The 12,532-nt window shown below is 66.2% G+C and carries 18 protein-coding genes; 5 read left to right on the top strand and 13 right to left on the bottom strand.

All coding sequences use genetic code 11. From position 1 onward, the window contains the following. From ACW9UL_RS12450 to ACW9UL_RS12425, 6 genes are all read right to left on the bottom strand, one after another. The coding region (locus ACW9UL_RS12450) for an organic hydroperoxide resistance protein (RefSeq protein ID WP_457787181.1) at window positions 1–383 on the bottom strand (383 nt) is incomplete at its 3' end. A gap of 48 nt (window positions 384–431) precedes the next feature. Beyond that, window positions 432–557 carry a hypothetical protein gene (locus ACW9UL_RS12445; RefSeq protein WP_021445630.1) on the bottom strand — a complete coding sequence of 42 codons (126 nt, stop codon included), beginning with the start codon at window positions 555–557 and terminating at the stop codon, window positions 432–434. Window positions 558–865: 308 nt separating this feature from the next. Beyond that, a complete protein-coding gene (locus tag ACW9UL_RS12440; RefSeq protein ID WP_021445629.1) occupies window positions 866–1,318 on the bottom strand; it encodes a MarR family winged helix-turn-helix transcriptional regulator in 453 nt (150 codons plus the stop codon). Window positions 1,319–1,414: 96 nt separating this feature from the next. Further along, window positions 1,415–1,720: an I78 family peptidase inhibitor gene (locus ACW9UL_RS12435; protein ID WP_397497313.1), complete on the bottom strand. Its 306-nt coding sequence runs from the start codon at window positions 1,718–1,720 to the stop codon at window positions 1,415–1,417. Between the two features lie 26 nt (window positions 1,721–1,746). Continuing rightward, entirely contained in the window at window positions 1,747–2,397 is a 651-nt protein-coding gene (locus ACW9UL_RS12430; protein WP_021445627.1) for a YceH family protein, read from the bottom strand. Window positions 2,398–2,447: 50 nt separating this feature from the next. Beyond that, window positions 2,448–3,008, bottom strand: a complete 561-nt coding sequence (locus ACW9UL_RS12425; RefSeq protein ID WP_021445626.1) for a TetR/AcrR family transcriptional regulator — start codon at window positions 3,006–3,008, stop codon at window positions 2,448–2,450. A gap of 89 nt (window positions 3,009–3,097) precedes the next feature. Between ACW9UL_RS12425 and ACW9UL_RS12420 the strand changes: the two genes are divergently transcribed. The 3 genes from ACW9UL_RS12420 to ACW9UL_RS12410 are packed head-to-tail and all read left to right on the top strand — an operon-like array spanning window position 3,098 to window position 4,725. Beyond that, window positions 3,098–3,835, top strand: coding sequence for an SDR family oxidoreductase (locus ACW9UL_RS12420; protein ID WP_122107689.1), 738 nt, complete (start codon window positions 3,098–3,100; stop codon window positions 3,833–3,835). A gap of 30 nt (window positions 3,836–3,865) precedes the next feature. Next, window positions 3,866–4,459: a 2-hydroxychromene-2-carboxylate isomerase gene (locus ACW9UL_RS12415; RefSeq protein WP_457787180.1), complete on the top strand. Its 594-nt coding sequence runs from the start codon at window positions 3,866–3,868 to the stop codon at window positions 4,457–4,459. Between the two features lie 50 nt (window positions 4,460–4,509). Continuing rightward, window positions 4,510–4,725 carry a DUF3820 family protein gene (locus tag ACW9UL_RS12410; RefSeq protein ID WP_021442876.1) on the top strand — a complete coding sequence of 72 codons (216 nt, stop codon included), beginning with the start codon at window positions 4,510–4,512 and terminating at the stop codon, window positions 4,723–4,725. Between the two features lie 75 nt (window positions 4,726–4,800). On the opposite strand, the gene ACW9UL_RS12405 is transcribed toward ACW9UL_RS12410, so the two are convergent. From ACW9UL_RS12405 to ACW9UL_RS12395, 3 genes are all read right to left on the bottom strand, one after another. Continuing rightward, the gene (locus ACW9UL_RS12405; RefSeq protein ID WP_021442875.1) at window positions 4,801–5,049 is read right to left on the bottom strand and encodes a hypothetical protein; all 249 of its coding nucleotides are present in this window, start codon (window positions 5,047–5,049) and stop codon (window positions 4,801–4,803) included. Window positions 5,050–5,241: 192 nt separating this feature from the next. Beyond that, complete coding sequence (locus tag ACW9UL_RS12400) at window positions 5,242–6,129, bottom strand: SDR family NAD(P)-dependent oxidoreductase (protein ID WP_457787179.1); 888 nt, start codon at window positions 6,127–6,129, stop codon at window positions 5,242–5,244. Next, window positions 6,126–7,679, bottom strand: coding sequence for a flavin-containing monooxygenase (locus ACW9UL_RS12395; protein WP_457787178.1), 1,554 nt, complete (start codon window positions 7,677–7,679; stop codon window positions 6,126–6,128). The genes ACW9UL_RS12400 and ACW9UL_RS12395 overlap by 4 nt, the downstream gene beginning before the upstream one ends. Before the next feature lie 115 nt (window positions 7,680–7,794). Between ACW9UL_RS12395 and ACW9UL_RS12390 the strand changes: the two genes are divergently transcribed. Beyond that, complete coding sequence (locus ACW9UL_RS12390; RefSeq protein WP_457787177.1) at window positions 7,795–8,502, top strand: TetR family transcriptional regulator; 708 nt, start codon at window positions 7,795–7,797, stop codon at window positions 8,500–8,502. Between the two features lie 129 nt (window positions 8,503–8,631). On the opposite strand, the gene ACW9UL_RS12385 is transcribed toward ACW9UL_RS12390, so the two are convergent. From ACW9UL_RS12385 to fnr, 4 genes are all read right to left on the bottom strand, one after another. Continuing rightward, on the bottom strand, window positions 8,632–9,468 hold the full coding sequence (locus tag ACW9UL_RS12385; protein ID WP_457787176.1) for a metal-dependent hydrolase: 837 nt from the start codon (window positions 9,466–9,468) through the stop codon (window positions 8,632–8,634). Window positions 9,469–9,670: 202 nt separating this feature from the next. After that, complete coding sequence (locus ACW9UL_RS12380; protein ID WP_457787175.1) at window positions 9,671–10,489, bottom strand: ion transporter; 819 nt, start codon at window positions 10,487–10,489, stop codon at window positions 9,671–9,673. A gap of 90 nt (window positions 10,490–10,579) precedes the next feature. Beyond that, window positions 10,580–11,128: an adenine phosphoribosyltransferase gene (locus ACW9UL_RS12375; RefSeq protein ID WP_021442869.1), complete on the bottom strand. Its 549-nt coding sequence runs from the start codon at window positions 11,126–11,128 to the stop codon at window positions 10,580–10,582. A 44-nt stretch (window positions 11,129–11,172) separates the two neighbouring features. Further along, window positions 11,173–11,907 carry a fumarate/nitrate reduction transcriptional regulator Fnr gene (gene fnr / locus ACW9UL_RS12370; protein ID WP_021442868.1) on the bottom strand — a complete coding sequence of 245 codons (735 nt, stop codon included), beginning with the start codon at window positions 11,905–11,907 and terminating at the stop codon, window positions 11,173–11,175. Window positions 11,908–12,061: 154 nt separating this feature from the next. On the opposite strand from fnr, the gene ACW9UL_RS12365 reads away from it, so the two are divergent. Continuing rightward, on the top strand, window positions 12,062–12,505 hold the full coding sequence (locus tag ACW9UL_RS12365) for a hypothetical protein (protein ID WP_457787174.1): 444 nt from the start codon (window positions 12,062–12,064) through the stop codon (window positions 12,503–12,505). Window positions 12,506–12,532 lie beyond the last annotated feature (27 nt).

Here is a 12,532-nt window from a genome sequence, read left to right as displayed (position 1 = left end):
TTGGAGTAGGGGCAGACGATGTGCGCGCGGTCCACCAGGGTTTGCGCCGCTTCGCGGTCCAGGCCCGGCAGGCTGATGCGCAGCTCCACCTCGATGCCGAAGCCGGTGGGGATCGGGCCGATGCCCACGGTGCCTTCGATAAAGGTGTCGGCCGGGATGCTCAGCTTGTCGCGGGCGGCGACGAACTTCAGGGCGCCGAGGAAGCAGGCCGAGTAGCCGGCGGCGAACAGTTGTTCCGGGTTGGTGCCGTTGCCGCCTGCGCCACCGAGTTCCTTCGGCGTGGTCAGGGCGATGTCCAGTACGCCGTCGGAGGAGACGGCGCGGCCTTCACGGCCGCCGAAGGCTTCAGCGGTAGCACGGTAGAGAATGTTTTCGATGGTCATGGCGGTATTCCTCTTGAGATGCGATTGGGGTGCGTAGGTATTCGTCGATCAGCCTTCGTGGCTGACCAGCCATTCGGGGTACAGGCCCTTGCCGTTCTGGCTGGCTTGACCATTGTCGGCCAGAACCGGGGCGGAAAGAATCAGCGTGGCGGTCAGTGCGATCAGGGTTTTCATCGGTTTCTCCAGGACTTCGGTGGGTAGCGGGTGGAGACGACTGCGAAGTCTCCGTGGAATGTTTCGCGCTAATGTTTTGTGCACAAGTCATTTCCATGGAGCGAACTGTAGTCCGCATATATTTTGCGCGCAATATAATTTTTTTTAGTATTTCGCTATAACCCTGGAACTTCAGAGCATAAGCAGGCGTGACGGGGGATAGAGCCGATGGAAGTGCTCGGGCGGGGTGGCGTGCGGACCTCGGATGGACCTTGAGGTGGCGGCCGCTCAATCGCTACCGGGTGCGATGGGCGGCATGAGCGCCTGGTTTAGAGCGATTGCTGCAGGTGACTGCGCAGTTCCACCAGATCCGCTTTGAGCGAGGCGAGCTTCTCCAGGCTCAGGCCGGAGGCCTTGAGGATGCAGGCCGGCAGCGCCTTGGCCTGCTCGTGCAGGGCGCGGCCCCGGTCGGTGAGGTAGAGCTGCACCACGCGTTCGTCCTGGCTGCTGCGTACCCGCTGCAGCAGACCCTCGCTTTCCAGGCGCTTGAGCAGGGGGGTGAGCGAGCCGGGGTCGGTGAGCATGCGTGCGCTGATCTCGCCGACGGTGATGCCGTCGTTCTCCCACAGCACCAGCATGGCCAGGTATTGCGGGTAGGTCAGTCCCAGTGCCTGCAGCAGCGGCTTGTAGGTCTTGGTCATCAGCAGCGAGGTGGAATAGAGGGCGAAGCACAGCTGGTTGTCCAGCAGCAGCTCGGCGCAGGGCTGCACTTGGGTGGTCATGGCGGTGGCCTGTGAGGGGGAAGTGTGCTTAAAGCTAGCGCGCCAATGATCTTTGCGCCAGAGGAAGGTGCGGGCGTCACCCGCACCTCGACCAGGCTAGCCGCAGGATACGCGGGTGATGACGCGCTGGTCGTCGACGTTGAGATTGAGGCGCTGGCCGTTGTATTCCAGGGTCACCACGCTGCCGGGGGTGAGCACGCGAGCGGTGCTGGCGCCGGCCTGCTGGCGGGCCTGTTCGAGCAGTTCGGGGGTGGCCACCTGGCCCTGCAGATGTTCCACCGCCGAGGAGGTGCAGCCCTGGCTGGGATCGGCGGGCTTGGCCGGCGGTTTGTCGGTGGTGCTGCAGCCGGCGGCGAGCAGGGCGGTGGCGAGAATCAGGCTGAAACGGGTTTTGAGAGTCAACGCTGTGGGCTCCTTTTCCATGGGGATTATTGCGCGCCTTCGAGGCGCGCCAGACGTTCTTCGAGGGCGGCGATGCGCGCTTCCAGTTCGACCAGGCGTTCGTCGTTAGGTGCCGAGGTCTCGCTACGCGAACTGGGGCGGCTGGCCAGCAGGCTTTCCAGGTCGGCCGGCTCGCCCAGCAGGTGCATATAGCGATCCTCGCGCTGGCCGCTCTGGCGCGGCAGCAGCACCACCAGGCCGCGGCCGATCAGGCGCTCCAGCTGGTGCTGGACTTCGGCGACGTCGTCGAAGTCGTGCATGCGGTTGCTGCGCGTCAGCAGTTCGCTCAGGGTCTGCGGGCCGCGCAGCAGCAGCAGGCCGAGCAGCACGGTCTGCGGCTTGACCAGCTCCAGCTGCTTGTCGCAGCGCTGCTCCCAGCGATCGGCGCGGCTGCCCATGACCAGGCGCACCAGCTCGCGGCCCTCCAGGCTGCGCAGGTAACGGCCGACTTCGCCGGTTTCCAGGTTCATCAGCGGCTCGCGGCTGGTCTTCTGGTTGCAGGCCAGTTGCAGGGCATTGAGGGTCAGCGGGTAGCTTTCCGGGGTGGTCAGCTGCTTTTCGATCAGGCAGCCGAGCAGGCGCACTTCGATGGCGTGCAACGGGCTGTCGCCGACCAGGGGGGAAGGGGTATGGGACATGGGGGGATCCTGCCGCGGGGAAATAGCCTCTAGCCTAGCGGTATCCGCCCTCAGCCGACAGGCTCCAGTGTGCCTTGCAGCAGATTCAGGCTGGCGTCCAGCACCTGCTGGCGGGCTTCGCCGCCTGCCAGCATGCGCGCCAGCAGTACGGCGCCGAGGCATTGGGCGAGGATGGCCCAGGCCAGTTGCGGGTCGTCCAAGATCTCGGCCCAGGCTTGCTGCAGTTGCACTATCCAGTCTTCGACGCGTTGGCGTACGGCCAGGTCGGCGCGGGCGATCTCGGCGCCGAGGGCGGGCAGGGCGCAGCCCTGCTGCGGCTGTTCGACGTGGGCCAGGCTGAGGTAGGCGGCCAGGCAGCGCTTGAGTTTGTCGCGCCCGCCATCGCCGGCGCCGAGGCGGGCCAGGCTGTTGCTCAGCTCGCGTTCGAGCAGCGCGGCGAACAGCGCGTCCTTGGAGTCGAAATGGCTGTAGAAGGCCGCGCCGCTGAGGCCGATGGCCTTCATCAGGGCGTCCACGCCGGTGGTGGCGAAGCCGCCCTGCTTGGCGATGGCGCCGCTGCTGGCGAGCAGTTTCTCGCGGGTTTCGGCCTTGTGTTCGGCGGAGTAGCGCATGGGAGCTCCGGAGGAATGTCGCTTGACCTGGCGCGAAGCCTAGCATAACGTCCGTTCACCTAACGACCGTTTAGTTATCGAGGTAGGCCATGAGTGACGTACACAACAAGAAAGTCGCACTGGTTATCGGCGCCGGCGATGCCACCGGCGGCGCCATCGCCCGGCGTTTCGCCCGTGAAGGCTATGTCGCCTGCGTCACCCGGCGCAGCCTGGACAAGTTGCAGCCGCTGCTCGAGCAGATTCGCGCCGAGGGCGGCCAGGCCCATGGTTTCGCCTCCGATGCGCGCCAGGAAGAGCAGGTGGCCGAACTGGTCGAGCACATCGAACGGGAGATCGGCCCGATCGAGGCGATGGTCTTCAACATCGGCGCCAACGTGCCCTGCAGCATCCTCGAGGAGACCGCGCGCAAGTACTTCAAGATCTGGGAAATGGCCTGCTTCGCCGGGTTCCTCACCAGCCAGGCGGTGGCCAAGCGCATGGTCGCCCGCGGCCGCGGCACCATCCTGTTCACCGGCGCCACCGCCGGTCTGCGCGGCGCCGCCGGGTTCGCCGCCTTCGCCGGCGCCAAGCACGGCATCCGCGCCCTGGCGCAGAGCATGGCGCGCGAGCTGGGGCCGCTGAACGTGCATGTCGCCCATGTGGTGGTGGACGGCGCGATCGACACCGCCTTTATCCGCGACAGCTTCCCCGAGCTCTATGCCAAGAAGGACCAGGACGGCATCCTCGATCCCGAGCATATCGCCGACAGCTACTGGTACCTGCACAGCCAGCCGCGCGACGCCTGGACCTTCGAGCTGGACCTGCGGCCCTGGATCGAGCGCTGGTAATTGCCCCATAACCACAAGCGAGTGACCGCCATGAGCAAGAGCGTGGAATTCTTCTTCGACCTGGGCAGCCCGGCCTCCTACCTGGCCCATACCCAACTGCCCGCCATCTGCCGCGACAGCGGCGCCGCGCTGGTCTACCGGCCGATGCTGCTGGGCGGCGTGTTCCAGGCCACCGGCAACGCCTCGCCGGCGCTGATCCCGGCCAAAGGCCGCTACATGCTGCGCGACCTGGCGCGCTTCGCCGAGCGCTACGGCGTGGCGATGCGCTTCAACCCGCATTTCCCGCTCAATACGCTGAGCCTGATGCGCCTGGTCGTCGCCATCCAGCTGTATCAGCCCGAGCGCTTGGCTGCGGGCCTGCAGGCGCTGTTCCAGGCGATCTGGGTGGATGGCCTGAATCTCGGCGAGCCGGCGAAGGTGGCCGAAGTACTGACCGCGGCCGGCTTCGACGCCGAGGCGCTGCAGGCGCAGATCGCCGAACAAGAGGTGAAGGACGCGCTCAAGGCGACCACCGAGGAGGCGGTCAAGCGCGGCGTGTTCGGCGCGCCGACCTGCTTCGTCGGCGGCGAGATGTTCTTCGGCCAGGATCGCCTGGATTTCGTGCGCGAGGCGCTCGCGCGCTGAGGCTCTGGCACAATGGCCGGCGTTACCGCCGATCATTGTGCGAGACCCCGATGAACCCCGAAGCGCTGAAACTCCTGGTGACCCGCCGCATGCCCTACGGCAAGTACAAGGATCGGCTGATCGCCGACCTGCCCGGGCACTACCTCAACTGGTTCGCCCGCGCCGGCTTTCCCAAGGGCGAACTGGGCCAGCTGCTGGCGCTGATGCAGGAGATCGACCACAACGGCCTCAAGCCGCTGCTCGATCCGCTGCGGCGGGATGCATAGCCCGGATGCCACCGGGGAAAGCCTTGCGCTCTGCCGCGGATTTCATCCGGGCTACGGGCTGCGGTGCACCCAGGGTCAATGCCAGCTGCGGCCGTGGTCGAGCTTCTGGTCCACCAGCCATTTGCCGTGGGCGATGGAGGCGCGCTGCGCCTTATTCAGGTCGTCCATGAAGGCATAGTCCACCGGCAGGGTCTGGCGCTTGCTGGTGTGGCCGTCGGGGTCGGTGATCTGGCAGCCGCCGGCCCAGGGCGTGGGCAGGCCTGGGTGTTCCATCACCGTGGCGCGAATGATGTGGTCGCGGTGGGTGCAGGTCATGGTGCTCATGGGCTTATCCTCATGGCGAGGCGCCGCCCCGGGCGTCGACGCTGGCCCGAGGGTTCCAGCCGGGGGCCGTAATCGGCGCCGCGTGGATGAGTGTTGCGTCGGTTTCCCCACCATAGCCCAGATGGCGCAGCGCCGGGCGTTACCCGACAAAACGCACGGGGCCGGCATGGGCCGGCCCCGCGGTGGCGCTTTTTACTCGGTCGCCTCGCGCACCTTGGCTGCCCCCTTGGGCTTGGGGGCGAAGCGCGCGGCCAGGCGCATCGAGACGGTCACCAGGCGCTGGTACAGCGCCGGCATGCTGCGCTGCATCCAGTCCAGCACATGAGCGTCGGCGCCGATCAGGATGCGCCGCTTGTTGGCCAGCACGCCGCCCACTATGACCTTGGCCGCCTGTTCCGGCGTGGTGCGCAGCAACTGATCGTTGAACTGCTGGCGTGCCTGCTCGGCGGCTTGCCCTGTGACCTTGGCCAGGCTGTCGTTCATCCGCGCGGTCTTGGCGATATTGGTGCGAATGCCGCCGGGGTGCACGCAGCTGGCGGACACGCCGCAAGCGTCCATGTCCAGCTCCTGGCGCAGGGATTCGGTGAAGCCGCGCACGGCGAACTTGCTGGCGTTGTAGGCGCTCATGCCGGGCTGGGAGAACAGGCCGAACACGCTGGAGACGTTGACCACATGGCCGGCGCCGCTCGCCTTGAGGTGGGGCAGGAAGGCCTTGGTGCCGTTGACCACGCCCCAGAAGTTGATGTTCATGATCCACTCGTAGTCGGCGTAATCGTTGCCTTCCACGGTGCCGCCCTGCGCCACGCCGGCGTTGTTGAAGATGGCATTGACCCGGCCGAACTCGGCCACCACCTGCTCGGCCCAGGCCTGCATGGCGGCGCGGTCGGCAACGTCGACCCGCTGCTGGCTGACGGTGACGCCAAGCTTGCGCGCCTGTTCCGCGGTTTCCGTGAGGCCCTCGAGATTGACGTCGGACAGCGCCAGGTGGCAGCCCTGGCGGGCCAGGTGGTAGGCGAGGGCGCGGCCGATGCCGGAGCCGGCGCCGGTGATGGCGGCTACTTTGTTTTCGAAGGATTTCATGCGCTGGCCTCCTGCACGTCGAGGATGAGGGCGTTGCTCTGCGCCGGGTGCACGGCGTCCTTGCGGCTGAAGTGGTAGGCCGCCGAGTCGAAGTGGCGCGTCAGCATGCGAAAGCGCCAGGTGAAACCTGGCCATACCGTGCAGTTGCGCCCGCTGACCGGGTGCAGGTACCAGCTCATGCAGCCGCCGGCGTTCCACACCGTGCCGCCGAGGGTGCCCTGGATCTTCCGGTTGAAGGCGTCCTGCGCCTCGCGCTTGGGTTCCAGGCTCTGCAGGCGGCCGTCCTCGACCTGCTTGAGGGCACCGAGCACGTAGGCGATCTGCGACTCGATCATATAGACCATGGAGTTGTGGCCCAGCCCGGTGTTCGGCCCCATGAGGAAGAACAGGTTGGGGAAACCGGCGGTCATGGTGCCCTTGTAGGCTTCCGGGCCCATCGGCCAGGTGTCGAGCAGGTCGACGCCGCCGCGGCCGAACACCGTGCCGCGCGGCAGCGGGTCGCTGGGGGTGAAGCCGGTGCCGAAGATGATGGCGTCGACCTCACGTTCCTGGCCATCGGCGGTGCGCACGCCGTGCGGCAGGATTTCGGCGATGCCGTCGGTGATCACCGCGACGTTCGGCTGCACCAGCGCCGGGTAGTAGTCGTTGGAGATCAGCACGCGCTTGCAGCCCATGGTGTAGTCCGGGGTGACCTTGGCGCGCAGCACCGGGTCCTTGATCTGCCTGTTGATGTACAGCTTGGCGATGCCCTGGGCCAGGCGCAGCAGGCGCGGGGCGAAGGCGAAGGCGATCACCCGGCTTTCGAGGATGCCGTAAAGGGCGCCGCGCCAGAGCTTCTGCGCCAGCGGGAAACGCCGGAAGCGGGCGCGCTCGCCGTCGCGAATGGCGCGGTCGGGCTTGGGCATGATCCAGGGCGCGGTGCGCTGATAGAGGTCGAGGCGCTCGACCTGCTTCTGGATCTGCGGCACGAACTGGATGGCCGAGGCGCCGGTGCCGATCACCGCCACGCGTTTGCCGGTGAGGTCGTAGTCGTGGTTCCACTGCTGCGAGTGAAAGACCTCGCCGGTGAAGTGCTCCAGGCCCTTGAGCTTGGGAATCGACGGCGTCGACAGCGCACCCATGCCGGAGACCACGAACTGCGCGCTGTAACGGTTGCCGGCGCGGTCCTGCAGGTGCCACAGCTCGGCCTGCTCGTCCCAGCGGATCTGCACCACCTCGGTGCCGAGCAGGGTCTTGTCCTGCAGGCGGTACTTCTCCCAGCAGCCTTCCAGGTATTGCTTGATCTCCGGCTGCTTGGCGAACATCCGCGTCCAGTTCGGATTGGGCTCGAAGGAGAAGGAGTACAGGTGCGATTGCACGTCGCAGCCGCAGCCCGGGTAGTTGTTGACCCGCCAGGTGCCGCCGACGCCCGCCTCTTTCTCGAACAGGAGGAAATCCTGCTCGCCCTGTTGCTTGAGGCGTATCGCCATGCCGAGGCCGGAGAAGCCGCTGCCGAGGATGGCGATCTTGCACTGGCGGGCAGCGGTAGGGGGTGACACGGGCGCATTCATGGGCGAACTCCTGCTTGTCGTTCTTGTTGAGGTCTACAGCTGTATACCTGGGTAGACAGATGTATACTCGCGGCGCGCCAGCGGACCAACAAGCCAACTTTCGGTAGGGGGGAGGATGCACAGCGACGAAACGCAGCTACGCGACAAGGTCGGCGAAGCCCCCGGCAAGCGCCTGCTGATGGAGGCGGCGTTACGTCTCACCTCAACCAGCCGCAGCCTCAGCAGCCTGGGCCTGCGCGAGCTGGCGCGCGAGGCCGGGCTCAACCCCAACACCTTCTATCGGCATTTTCGCGACGTCGACGATCTCGGCCTGAGCGTGATCGGCGAGATTACCCAGCTGCTGCGCCAGCCATTGCGCGACCTGCGCCGCGAGGCCGCGCAGCGCGCGGTCAAGGACGAGGGGCCGGTGCTGCCCAAGCTGCTGGGTATCGACCTCGGCCGCGGTCGGCGCGTCTGTCACGAGACGGTGCAGCTGTTCTTCGACTTCGTCGCCGAGCACCCCGAGGCCTTCATCATCGGCGTGCGCGAACTGCACGGCGCCTCGCCAGTGCTGCGCGAGGCACTGCGCCAGGTGATGGACGATTTCGCCGACGACATGGCCGAGGACATCCTCGAGTTCAAGCTGCTGCCGGGTATCGTCAGCGCGGCAGCGGTGCGCCAGGTTTCAGGGCTGATCAGCCGCAGCCTGTTCGAGCAGTCGCTGGACTATATCGGCCAGCCGCAGCGGCGTGAGGCGATCCGCGCGCTGGCCGAGGAGCAGATCGTCATGCTGTTCACCGGCGCCAGCGTGCTGCAGAGCCTGGGGCAGCTGCGTCTGGGCTGAGGGTCGTCCGAGGCGCTTGGCCAGGAGCGGATTTATTCGCGAATTTCTCGGCTCAAGCCGCTCCCACAGTGCCTGCTCCGGGGCGCACAGGCGAATGAAAAAGGGCGGCCAGGGCCGCCCGAGGGGACATCAGTTGGCGAAGCCGAGGCGCTGGCGCCAGCGGCTTTCCAGTTGCGCGGTGTCGTGATCCTTGGGGTGGAAGCCGGGGCGGTAGTAGTCCAGGTAGGGGCCGATCAGCTTGGTGAAGAAGCCGTTGCGCGGGCCGAACAGCGTCTTCAGGCCGAAACCCCAGCTGCGCCAATTGAACAGCTGGCCGTCCTTGCGCAGCAGGTGCACCTGGAACCAGCCGATCACGCCGAGGAAGATCAGGGTGGTCAGCATCATCACCAGGGTGCGGGTGAAATAGCCGCCGTAGACCTTCTGGTACACGTCGTAGCAGACCGCCTTGTGCTCGTTCTCCTCGATGGCGTGCCACATCCACAGCTGGTACAGCTTGGGGTCGTTCATCTGGGTGGTGAGGTCTTCGCGCTTGAGCAACTGCTCGGCCATGGTCGCGGTGAAGTGCTCCAGGGCGCAGGTGGCGGCCAGGCGCTGCTTCTTGGTGCTGACCTTGGTGACCCACTCCAGCAGCACCTTGATGCGCAGCTCCAGGCGCTCCAGGTCGATATCGTGCTCATTGGCGTAGTCGTTGTAGGCCGCGTGCTCCTTGGAGTGCATGGCCTCCTGGCCGATGAAGGCGCTGATGTCCTTCTTCAGCTGCGGTTCGTCGACCTGGTCGCGCACCGCCCGCACGCTGTCGACGAAGAACTTCTCGCCGTAGGGGAACAGCGACGACAGGTTGTTCATGAACTGGCTCATGAAGGCATCGTCGTAGAACCAGTACTTGGGCGTCTCGGAGAAGCTGAAGTCCATGCGGCGAACCGGGAAGCTGGATTTCGGCTGGGGCAGGGTGGCGCTGGCGCTCATCGTTCGAGTCCTCTTCTAGGGAGCCGGTGCTCCCGGTTGTTGTGCGGCTCTGGGCGACACGAGCAATCGTGTCATTGAACGATGTAACTATCGGGCGCAGGCGCGCCGGACGCCGCCAACTTAAGGCGGGTCGTGTCGGACAAGCGCGAGGGACTGAAGGGGCCAGGGCGGGGCAACCCGCCCTGGTCGAGGTGAGCGCGGGTTAGCGGCTGTGGCGGCGCAGCTCGGCGATTTCGCTGCGCAGCGCCCTGAGCTCGTCGAGAATGGCCTGCTCGCGGGCCTCCGCGGCCTGTTCCTCGGCGCTGGGCTTGTGGGTGCTCTGCATGGCGTTGACGATCACCGCGATGAACAGGTTGAGCATCATGAAGGTGGCGATGAGGATGTAGGGCACGAAGAACAGCCAGGCCAGCGGATAGGCCTCCATCACCGGACGCACGATGCCCATCGACCAGCTCTCCAGGGTCATCACCTGGAACAGGGTGTAGAGGCTGGCGCCGATGTTACCGAACCACTCGGGGAAGCTCTGGCCGAACAGCTGGGTGGCCATTACCGCGGCGACGTAGAAGATCAGCCCCATCAGCATGACGATGCTGCCCATGCCCGGCAGCGAGGCGAGCAGCGCCTGCACCACCTTGCGCATGCTCGGGTTGATCGAGATCAGGCGCAGCACGCGCAACACGCGCAGGGCGCGCAGCACGGCGAAGGGGCCGCTGGCCGGTACCAGGGCGATGCCCACCACCAGGCAGTCGAACACCGCCCAGGGATCGCGCAGCAGGCCGGGGCCGCGGGCGGCGAAGCGCAGCGCCAGCTCGATGACGAAGCAGGCGAGGATGATGGCGTCCAGGGTCAGCAGCGGCCGGCCCCAGTCGGCCATGATCGCCGGCGAGGTCTGCAGGCCGAGAATGGCGGCGTTGATCACGATCAGCAGGGTGACCAGGCGCTGCACGGCCAGGCCGTCCATCAGCTGGCCCAGGCGCTGGCGCCAGTCGGCGGGGGATTGCTTCAGTTCGAGTTCGTTCATGATTACTTCAGTGGATATCGGTGGCCCGGATGCCGTCCGGGATGGGGCGCACGCCTGTCCCGGATGGCATCCGGGCTACGCGGCAGCTGCTCAACGATCGTCGAGGGCGAAGGCGGTCAGGCAGAAGGTGGGGATGCCGATGTCCTGCAGCTTCTGCGAGCCGCCCAGTTCCGGCAGGTCGATGATCGCCGCGGCTTCATGGATGCTGGCGCCCATGCGTCGCACCAGCTTGGCGGCGGCCAGCAGGGTGCCGCCGGTGGCGATCAGGTCATCGAAGATCAGCACCGAGTCGCCCTCGCAGAGGCTGTCGGCATGCACCTCGAGGAAGGCTTCGCCGTATTCGGTCTGGTAGCCCTCGCTGAGCACGTCGGCCGGCAGCTTGCCCTGCTTGCGGAACAGCACCAGCGGCTTGTTCAGTTCGTAGGCGATGATCGAGCCGATCAGGAAGCCGCGCGCGTCCATGGCGCCGATATGGCTGAACTCGGCCTCCACGTAACGCTGGATGAAACTGTCGGCGACCATGCGCAGGGCGCGCGGCGACTGGAACAGCGGGGTGATGTCGCGGAAGATCACCCCCGGCTTGGGAAAGTCCGGCACCGGGCGGATCAGGGTCTTGATGCTGAATTCGTCGAAAATCATCGCGGGTTCCTGAAAGGCGCTGCGCCCACGACTCGCGGGCGAGCTCAGACGTCGAGGTTGCCGCCGGCCAGGGCGCACAGCTCGATGGGGTCGAGAATATGCACTTCCTTGCCTTCGGCTTCGAGCAGCTTGTTCTGTTGGAAGCGGGTAAATACGCGAGACACCGTCTCCACCGCAAGGCCCAAATAGTTACCAATTTCGTTGCGCGACATGGCCAGGCGGAACTGGTTGGCGGAGAAGCCGCGGGCACGGAAACGCGCGGAGAGGTTGACCAGGAAGGTGGCGATGCGTTCGTCGGCGGTCTTCTTCGACAGCAACAGCATCATCTGCTGATCGTCGCGGATCTCCCGGCTCATGACGCGCATCAGCTGGCGGCGCAGCTGCGGCAGCTGCAGGGCCAGGTCGTCGAGGCGCTCGAAGGGGATCTCGCACACCGAGGTGGTCTCCAGCGCCTGGGCCGAGACCGGGTAGCGCTCGCCGTCGACGCCGGATAGGCCGACCAGTTCGCTGGGCAGGTGGAAACCGGTGATCTGCTCCTCGCCGGCGTCGCTCAGGCTGAAGGTCTTCAGTGCGCCGGAGCGCACGGCGAACACCGAGCCGAAGGCATCGCCCTGGCGGAACAGGAATTCGCCCTTCTTCAGCGGGCGGCCGCGCTTGACGATCTCGTCCAGCGCGTCCATGTCTTCCAGGTTCAGCGAGATCGGCAGGCACAGGCTGGCCAGGCTGCAATCCTTGCAATGGGCTTGATGCTGCGCACGCAGCTTGATGCTCTCGGACATCGTTGGGCTTCCTGGGTAAACACGCAATGTTCGTAAGGGTACAGCAGGGGGCGGATGCCGGCCAGTCGTAGCAAGGTCTGACCATCCGCTCAAGTTCGTCGCCAGGCGGCCGACCCAGACAGTGGAACCTTAGTTCAACGCAGGGAGCAGCGCGATGCGCATCGAATCCGGCGCTCCGCTGGCCAATCTGGTCCGCGGCGTGCAGCGACAAAATAGCGCAGGCGAGCGCAGTCCCGAGGGGGGGCGCGAGGGCCTGCGCATCAGCCTCTCCGAGCTGGGCAGGAGCCTGTCGGCCAAGGCCGGCAAGAACCAGGACATCGACGACAGCGGGCTGCCCGACAGCATCAAGCAGCTGCTGAAGATGATCCGCGAGCTGAAGGCGCAGATCGCCGAGAAGCAGGCGCAGATCGAGGCGCTCATGAGCGATCAGAGCCTCGATGCGGAAGCCAAGCGCCAGCAGCTTGAAGGGCTGCAGACCGAGCTGGCGTCGCTCAACAGCGCCCTGGCCTCGGCCAATGCCAATCTGATCAAGCTGATGCGCGACAACGGCCTCAGCGACGAGCAGATGATGACGGCCGCCAGCCTGGCGATGGCCTAGCCCTGATCGCCGGCAAGCCGGCTGCTA

The organism is Pseudomonas sp. PL-6 (assembly GCF_054110165.1).
Note: the sequence above shows the minus strand (reverse complement) of the source record. Positions and strands in the feature narration are given on the sequence as shown.